This is a genomic window from Chloroflexota bacterium (assembly GCA_016875535.1).
Lineage (GTDB): Bacteria > Chloroflexota > Dehalococcoidia > SHYB01 > SHYB01 > VGPF01.
The window spans coordinates 1-7,978 of record VGPF01000067.1 but is presented as its reverse complement, the minus strand read 5'-3'; the positions used below and the strand labels follow the sequence as shown (position 1 = coordinate 7,978).

6 protein-coding genes and 1 tRNA gene are annotated in these 7,978 nt (G+C 62.6%); 3 read left to right on the top strand and 4 right to left on the bottom strand.

The genetic code is table 11. The annotated features are described in order from the left end of the window. Together FJ039_12235 and FJ039_12230 are read right to left on the bottom strand one after the other, a co-directional pair. The coding region (locus tag FJ039_12235) for a LemA family protein (GenBank protein ID MBM4406916.1) at nt 1-343 on the bottom strand (343 nt) is incomplete at its 3' end. Nucleotides 344-417: 74 nt separating this feature from the next. After that, nucleotides 418-1,596, bottom strand: a complete 1,179-nt coding sequence (locus FJ039_12230; protein ID MBM4406915.1) for an acetyl-CoA C-acetyltransferase — start codon at nt 1,594-1,596, stop codon at nt 418-420. Between the two features lie 182 nt (nt 1,597-1,778). Between FJ039_12230 and FJ039_12225 the strand changes: the two genes are divergently transcribed. Then, nucleotides 1,779-3,092 (top strand): glycine--tRNA ligase, encoded by a 1,314-nt coding sequence (locus FJ039_12225; protein ID MBM4406914.1) that lies wholly within the window; start codon nt 1,779-1,781, stop codon nt 3,090-3,092. A gap of 3 nt (nt 3,093-3,095) precedes the next feature. On the opposite strand, the gene FJ039_12220 is transcribed toward FJ039_12225, so the two are convergent. Together FJ039_12220 and FJ039_12215 are read right to left on the bottom strand one after the other, a co-directional pair. Further along, on the bottom strand, nt 3,096-4,211 hold the full coding sequence (locus tag FJ039_12220; protein ID MBM4406913.1) for an amidohydrolase: 1,116 nt from the start codon (nt 4,209-4,211) through the stop codon (nt 3,096-3,098). 50 nt (nt 4,212-4,261) lie between these two features. Then, on the bottom strand, nt 4,262-6,832 hold the full coding sequence (locus FJ039_12215; protein MBM4406912.1) for an AAA family ATPase: 2,571 nt from the start codon (nt 6,830-6,832) through the stop codon (nt 4,262-4,264). A 164-nt stretch (nt 6,833-6,996) separates the two neighbouring features. On the opposite strand from FJ039_12215, the gene FJ039_12210 reads away from it, so the two are divergent. After that, nucleotides 6,997-7,073: transfer RNA gene (locus FJ039_12210), tRNA-Val, on the top strand. Between the two features lie 499 nt (nt 7,074-7,572). After that, nucleotides 7,573-7,770 (top strand): transposase, encoded by a 198-nt coding sequence (locus FJ039_12205; protein ID MBM4406911.1) that lies wholly within the window; start codon nt 7,573-7,575, stop codon nt 7,768-7,770. Nucleotides 7,771-7,978 lie beyond the last annotated feature (208 nt).

The following is a 7,978-nucleotide window of genomic DNA, read 5'->3' as shown; positions in this document are numbered from 1 at the left end:
GCTCGGGATAGGCCTCTGCGACGGCGAAGAGGCTCTTCAGCGCGCCAGTGAGCATGTTGTCCGCCTGAGCGGCCTGCTGAGGCGTGCCTGCAGACATGAGGGCAGCGCGGGCCTTGGTGACATTCTCAAAGACTGCCTTTTCATGGGCGGCGTACCCCTTCACGGTCTCCACCAGATTCGGCACGAGGCTTGCGCGCCGCTTCAACTGCACGTCTATGCCGCTCCACGCCTCCTTGACTCGCTGGCGGATGGTAACGAGGCTGTTATAGGTACCCCAGATGAAGAAGATGCCGATAGCGACGATCGCGAGAATCACGATCAGCACAATGATGCCTGCGCCCATGGTCATCCTTTCTCTCCACGACTGCGCCTAGCAGCGCGGAGCCCACACGCACATCGTACACCCGAAGGAAAGGGTCAGAGGGATTCGATGGCCATGGCGACCGCGCCGCCTCCGCCATGGCAGATGACGGCCATGCCGCGTTTGGCCTTCCGGCGCTTCATCCCGTGGAGAAGGGTCACGAGGACCCGGGCGCCGCTTGCGCCGATGGGGTGGCCGATGGCGATGGCGCCGCCGGTGACGTTGACCTTATCCCAGTCCCAGCGGAGCTCCTTCTCGTTGGCGAGGACCTGAGCGGCAAAGGCCTCGTTGATCTCGATCAGATCGTAACCGTCCAGGTTCGTGCGCGTCTTTTCCAGCAGCTTTCTTGTTGCTAGCACAGGAGCATCGAAGAGCCAGGCGGGAGCGTTGGCGGCGTGGGCATAGCCGATGATGCGCGCCATGGCGTGGACGCCGAGGGCCTTGGCGCGGGCGCTCTCTAGGACGACGACGCTTGCCGCGCCATCGGAGATCTGAGAGGCGTTACCGGCGGTGACGGTCTGCCCCGGCGGGAAGGCGGGACGCAGGGCGGCGAGAGAGGAGGCGGAGGTATCGGCGCGAGGGCCTTCGTCCCGATCGAGGAGGACAGTTTCTTTTCTGCGTTTCACTTCGACGGGGACGATTTCCCCCGAGAAGACGCCTTCGCGGGTGGCGGCGACGGCGCGCTGCTGGCTCCTGAGGGCGAAGGCGTCCTGGGCCTCGCGGGGGATGCCGTGCTTGGCGGCGATAGCCTCGGCGGAGTTGCCCATGTGGCGATTTTCGAAGGGACACCAGAGGCCATCGCGAAGCATGTGGTCTACGGCAGGAACATCGCCCAGACGGAAGCCGGTGCGGCTGTTCACGATCATGTGGGGAGCGAGGCTCATGTTCTCCATGCCGCCTGCCACGACGACCTCAGCATCGCCCGCCCTGATGGCTTGGGCGGCAAGAGCGACGGACATGAGGCCTGAGGCGCAGACCTTGTTGATGGTAAGGGCAGAGACGGAGTCCGGAATACCGGCGCGGATGGCAGCCTGGCGCGCGGGGGCCTGACCTTCGTTCGCAGTAAGTACGTTGCCCATGATGGCGTAGTCCACCTGGGCCGGATCAACCTTGGCGCGCTTGAGGCTCTCTTTAATAGCGATCGCGCCAAGCTGAGTCGCGGGCAACTCAGAAAGGCCGCCGCCGAACTTGCCGACGGGGGTGCGAACTGCGCCGGCCAAAAGGACTTCCTTCATGCAAGGCTCCTGGGAATCGGATGCGAGAGGAACGGCGAGAGATTCGAGTATATGGCCGCCCTGAGTCAGGGTCAAACCAGGTTCCCTTGCCCGGGCAGACGCCCCCTGATAGGATGTTCACGTCCCCACCACATCTGTGAGGTAGCGCGTTGACCACAAAGAGCCAGCCCGGCCCCGTCACCATGGAGAAGCTCGTCTCGCTCGCCAAGCGGCGCGGCTTCATCTTTCCCGGCTCCGACATCTACGGGGGCCTGGCGAACTCCTGGGACTACGGCCCCCTTGGGACGGAGCTGAAGCGCAACATCGCGGAGGCATGGTGGAAGCGGTTCGTCACTTCACGCGGCGACATGGTGGGGATAGACGCGGCGACGATCATGAACCCGAAGGTGTGGGAGGCTTCCGGCCACCTGGCGGAGTTCACAGACCCGTTGGTGGAGTGCCGGAAGTGCCACACGCGCTACCGCGCCGACCAGATAGACCCGAAGGGGGCATGCCAGCACTGCGGGACGAAGGGCGAGTTCACGGAGCCGAAGAACTTCAACCTGATGTTCAAGACGTTCATCGGGCCCACGGAAGACGATTCGGCGGTGGCCTACCTGCGCGGGGAGCTGGCCCAGGCGATGTTCGTGAACTTCCGCATGGTGCAGGAGACCTCGCGGAAGCGCCTTCCCTTCGGCATCGCGCAGCAGGGGAAGTGCTTCCGGAACGAGATCACGCCGGGGAACTACATCTTCCGCACGCGCGAGTTCAACCTGATGGAGTTCGAGTACTTCGTCCACCCGAACGAATGGGAGAAGCATTTCGAATATTGGCTCGCGGAGATGCAGTCGTGGCTCGATTTCCTAGGGGTGCGCAGGGAGAAGCTCTACTTCCACGAGATACCGGACGGGGAGCGCGCGCATTACTCCAAGCGCACGGTAGATATCGAGTATGAGTACCCGTTCGGGCGGAAGGAGCTGTACGGCATCGCCTACCGCACGGACTTTGACCTGAAGCGCCACATGGAGAAATCGGCGAAGGACCTCGCCTACACCGACCCGGCGACGAACGAGAAATATATCCCGCATGTGGTAGAGCCGACGTTCGGGATTGACCGCTCGCTGCTCATCGTCCTCCTGGAGGCCTATCGAGAGGAGGCCGCGCCGACCGCGGAGAAGGGGGAGAGCGACCTGCGAGTGGTCCTCAGGATCCCCAGGGCGCTGGCGCCGTACAAGGTCGCGGTGCTTCCGCTTTCCAAGAAGCAGGAGCTTTCCTCCGTTGCCGAGGCGCTCACCGCGAAGCTGCGCCAGCACTGGGCGACGGACTACGACGAGACGCAGTCCATCGGCAAGCGGTACCGCCGCCAGGACGAGATCGGGACACCGTACTGCGTCACCGTTGACTTTGATTCGCTGAACGACCAGAAGGTGACGATCCGAGACCGCGACTCCATGACGCAGGAGCGCGTGCCGATGCAGGAGCTCGAGGCGGCGCTGCGCGCCAGGCTAGCGTCGTAAGCGCTAGAGGCCGTAGATGCGCTTGGCGTTGCCGTAGACGATGGCGTGCTTCTCTTCGTCCGTGCAGCCGGCCAAGATCTCCCCGAGGATCTGCCTGCTGCGCGGAAACGTGGATTCGATGTGCGGGTAGTCGGAGCCCCAGAGCAGGCACTGGACGCCGATGAGGTCGCGCAGGCGGATGCCGATGGCGTCCTGCTGAAAGCTGGCGAAGCAGTTGCGGTGGAAGTAGTCGCTGGGGAGCATCTTCTCATTGAATCGGTAGTCGCCTTTATTTGGTGAGCGCTGGGTGTAGGCGAAGTCCATGCGCTCCAAGAAATGAGGAATCCAGGCCATCTCCTGCTCGACCGAGCCGACCATCAACTTTGGGAAGCGCTCGAAGACGCCTGCGTAGGTCATATCGGCCAGGGACATACGCACCCAATAGTCGAAGTTCGTGCGGAAGGCCGGGGTGAGGATTTTCAGTGTTTGGAGCTCATTGCCCGCCCCTGGCCGATTGCCGCCTAGGTGCATATGCAGGGGCATCTGCAGGTCCTGAGCGGCACCCCACAAGGCATCGTATTCAGGACGGAAGAAGCGGTGCGCATCATCGGGCCAGGTGGCGATGAGGGCGCCGACGTGGCCTAATTTCTTGCAGCGCTCCATCTCCTTAACGGCTGAGGGCACGTCATCAGAGTTCAGGAGGCAGATGCCCCGGAGCTTTTTGGGGGAGACGGCGCAGAAATCGGCTAGCCAATCGTTGTAGGGCCTGAGGAGGGCGGTGAGCTCGTCGCTGGAGGCGAAGTGGTAGAGAGCAATGGCAACGGTGGTGTACATGATGCCCGCCTCCATCTGTTCGATCTCCATGTCCTTGATGCGCTGCTGCGGGTCATAGCCGCCGGGGAGGAGACGCTCCTCTCTGTCAACAAGCTTCACATGGTCCCGATTCTCGAAACGCCGCCCCGGTTGCGTGCCTGGGCCAAAGCTGAGCATCTTGTGGCCCTTCCAGACCCACCAATCGCCATCGGGCTCCTGGACCACATGGGGCATATCGGCCCACTGGGCTCGGGGGGCGCGGCTGGTCCAGAGATCGCGCGGTTCGAAGATGTGGTCATCAGACGAGATGAGCTTGCCGGTGTACATAGGCGCCTCCGGGCAGAGGATAGCACCCTTTGCAAGTGTATCGGCAAGGGTTAGGGGGCGCGGCGCTTGAAGAGAATCTTCTTCTCTTTGCCGAGGGCGAGGGTGACGACATCGCCCTCCTTGAAATCGCCGCGGAGGACGTGGAGAGCAAGGGGCTCCATGATCTGGGACTGGATGAGGCGCTTGAGTGGGCGAGCGCCTTGGAGCTGATCGAAGCCTTCGTGGGCGAGGTAGTCCTTCACCGGCTCGGCGACCTCCAAGCGGATGCTGCCGCCTGCCATGCGCTTATTCACAAGGCCGATCTGGATGCCGACGATGCTCTTGATGTTCTCCCGAGTCAGCATATCGAACCGGACGATGCCGTCTATACGATTCAGGAACTCGGGCTTGAAGTGCTTGCGCAGCTCTTCGGCCAGAAGCTCGTCAAGCTTCGCTCTCTTCTTGCCCAAGGTCTCACGATAGAGATGACCGCCGACGTTGCTGGTCATGATGACGATGACGTTCTTGAAGTCCACGGTGCGGCCGTGGCCATCGGTCAGGCGGCCATCGTCCATGATTTGCAGGAGGAGGTTGAAGACGTCCGGGTGGGACTTTTCGATCTCATCAAACAGGACGACGGAGTAGGGACGCCTGCGCACGGCTTCGGTGAGCTGACCGCTGTCCTCATAGCCGATGTAGCCGGGAGGGGCGCCGATAAGCCGGGAGACGGTGTGCTTCTCCATATACTCGGACATATCTATGCGCACCATGGCCGATTCGTCATCGAAGAGAAATTCGGCCAAGGCGCGGGAGAGCTCCGTCTTGCCGACGCCTGTTGGGCCGAGGAAGAGGAAGTTGCCGACGGGTCTATTGGGGTCTTTCATGCCCGCGCGCGCAAGGCGGACAGCATTCGAGACGGCGCGGACAGCGGCATCCTGGCCGACGACGCGCTTGTGGAGAGACTCCTCCATGTGGAGGAGCTTGGCGCGCTCGTTCTCCATGAGCTTGTTGAGCGGGATGCCGGTCCAGCTGGAGACGACGTGGGCGATGTCCTCTTCTTCCAGGTCTACTTTGTAGAGTCGGCGATCCCTCTGTTGGACTGCGAGCTTCGCCTCGCTCTTCGCCAGGGCACGCTCGAGTGACTGCATCGTCTCCTGGCCACGGCGCAACTGCTCCCTGGTCCAATTTGCGGCGGCACCGTGGCGGATGAGCATCTGCTCCCAATCGAGAACTTCGCGCTCGCTCCGCACTTGATCGCCAAGGGCTTTCTGCGCCTCCCAAGCTTCGGCGGCCTCGTGCGCCGCAGTCTGCGCCTTCTCCCGTTCCTCGCCGATGCGCGAGATGGCCTTCTCTTGAGGCTTGCGCGAGGAGGCGAGGCCGCGCAGCTCCTGGTCAAGCTGCGTCGCGCGCCTGCCGTGGGCTTCGAGGTCGGCAGGCATAGTATCGCGCTCGATACGCACTTTGGAAGCCGCTTCATCCACTAGGTCAATAGCCTTATCGGGCAGGGCGCGGCCTGTAATGAAGCGGTGGGAGAGGTTCGCCGCGGCGGTAAGGGCGGCATCGGTGATGTGGATATCGTGGTGCGCCTCGTATCGAGGCTGAAGGCCGCGCAGGATGCTGACGGTCTCCTGGACAGAGGTCTCCTCGATGAAGATGGGTTGGAAGCGGCGCTCCAAGACGCCGTCCTTCTCGATGGTGTTCCGGTAATCGTCATAGGAGGTGACGCCGATGCAGCGAAGTTCGCCTGTGGCGATGGCTGATTTGAGAGCGGCCATCAGATCGGTGCCGCCGCGAGCGATGGTCTGGATCTCATCAATAAAGAGAATCACGTCGCCACCGGCTTCGCGAACATCTTCCAAGAGGGCCTTGGCCCGGTCTTCAAAGACGCCGCGGTGGTCGGCACCGCCGGATAGTGCGCCCATATCCAGAGCGAAGAGGACTTTGCTCCTCAGATGCTCAGGAACTTCGCCGTTGGCGATGAGATAGGCAAGGCCCTCAACCATCGCGGTTCTGCCGACGCCGGGGCGGCCGACAAGCACCGGATTGTTCTTCACACGCCTGCCCAAGACTTGCATGATGCGCCGTATCTCCAGGTGGCGACCGACCACCGGGTCGAGGGCGCCTTCGCGGGCGAGGTCTGTGAGGCAGCGGCTGAACTTCCGCAGGGTGCGGGTCTTTGTGACGAGGCCCTCCCTGGCCGTTCCCCTGTTGCGCAGGGTGACGAGAGCACGCTGAAGGTCCTGAGGCTTTGCGCCGAGGTCTAGGAGCCGCACGCGGAAGGGCGAGGGGGCATTCTCATCCAAGAGACCCTCAATGAGATCTACGGGCCTGATGTGATGGCGATGCTGGGCAAGACCGCGCTCCCAGACGCGCGTCATAGCCTCTTCCAGCGCAGGGGAAGGTTGGAGGAAGAAGCCACCAGCTTCTTTGGATGCTTTCGGGGAGACGGTCAACGCCTCGATGATTCCTTGGACGTTAGCGCCGGCATCGCGCAGGGCTTTCTCCAGGCCGGTGGCCTGGTCTTCGCCGAGGGCGACGAAGAGATGCTCCGGCTCGACGCGCGAGGCGCCAGCCCGGTAGGCGGTCTGGTGAGCGCGAGCGAGGGCTTGCTGGGATTCGGAGCTGAGTCGTGAGGCTTTCATGGGGAGACGCCGAATCTGAAGTATACCCGAAGCCCTGGAGAGTCGCCACGCCGCCAGGGCCGAGCCGTGGGGAAATCACGGGCGAGCAGCGTACCTTTGTGTTGACGCTCCCAAGAGGGGTTTGTTACACTTCGGAAGTCGTCTTCTCCCGGTATGTCTTGCGCGGGCGGTTAGCTCAGTTGGTTAGAGCGTTGCGTTGACATCGCAAAGGTCACTGGTTCGACTCCAGTACCGCCCACCACTCTGTTCCAAAGTAAGAACTCCCGTCTCTCCCAGTGACACCGTTTCCCGCGGCAGCGGTAGCGTGTAGTGCACCGTCACCTCTCGTCCACGCTTCTCGATGCGTTGGATGAACGATTTCAGGAGCGTCCGCCAGTTCCCCACATCGCCTTTGGCTAAGAGCTCTCGGAAGTCGCCCAAATAGACAAGCAACTCCTCTCGACTCACCGCCAGGCGCCGATCTGCATCCATCACTTCCATCACCTCTGCTTTGGATCGTCCGAGGAGCGCCTGCTGAGCCCGTAGGTCCTGGATGCGCGGCGCGACGTCGTCGAGGGTAAGCTTGCCGGTCTCCAGCGCGTCATAAAGCCGCGCCAACCGTTCTTTGATCTCGTTCTCCTGCGCATTGAGCATCTCGACGCGTTGCGCGGTCTGCGCTCGTCCCCTCCCCGAAACCTGGTCCAAATGGAATGAGTCTTTTTGTGGGATGAATCGGCCCGAAAAACGAGGAGGATCATCGCATGAAACGGTCCAGAGACAGCCCCGAGCAGGTGGCCTTCGCGCTGCGCCAGGCCGAGGGCGGGACGCCGGTCCCTGAGGTCTGCCGCGAGCTCGCGATCAGCGAGCAGACCATCTACCGCTGGAAGAAGGTCTACGCCGGCATGGGCGTGGAAGAGGTGCGGACGCCTCCGCGAATCGCATGCGCTCCCCCGCCCTAGGATTTTCTTGGACACGGAATTGGGGCATGATGCCACAAACTCAAGGAGGTGTCCATGATGGATGGAAAGGGCGAGGGAGCGCTTGATCGAGGCCGCGTTGAGCGAGGGAGATTCTCCTCTCGGCGCAAGAGCGGAGCGGTGATGCGGCTGCTGCATGGGGAAGAGTTGGACGCGCTGTCCCGGGAGTTGGGCGTCACGGCGGCGACCC

Coding starts and splice junctions, on each gene's coding strand:
- FJ039_12230 (MBM4406915.1), bottom strand. CDS start 1,596: ATGAAGGAAGTCCTTTTGGCCGGCGCAGTTCGCACCCCCGTCGGCAAG.
- FJ039_12220 (MBM4406913.1), bottom strand. CDS start 4,211: ATGTACACCGGCAAGCTCATCTCGTCTGATGACCACATCTTCGAACCG.
- FJ039_12225 (MBM4406914.1), top strand. CDS start 1,779: ATGGAGAAGCTCGTCTCGCTCGCCAAGCGGCGCGGCTTCATCTTTCCC.
- FJ039_12205 (MBM4406911.1), top strand. CDS start 7,573: ATGAAACGGTCCAGAGACAGCCCCGAGCAGGTGGCCTTCGCGCTGCGC.
- FJ039_12215 (MBM4406912.1), bottom strand. CDS start 6,832: ATGAAAGCCTCACGACTCAGCTCCGAATCCCAGCAAGCCCTCGCTCGC.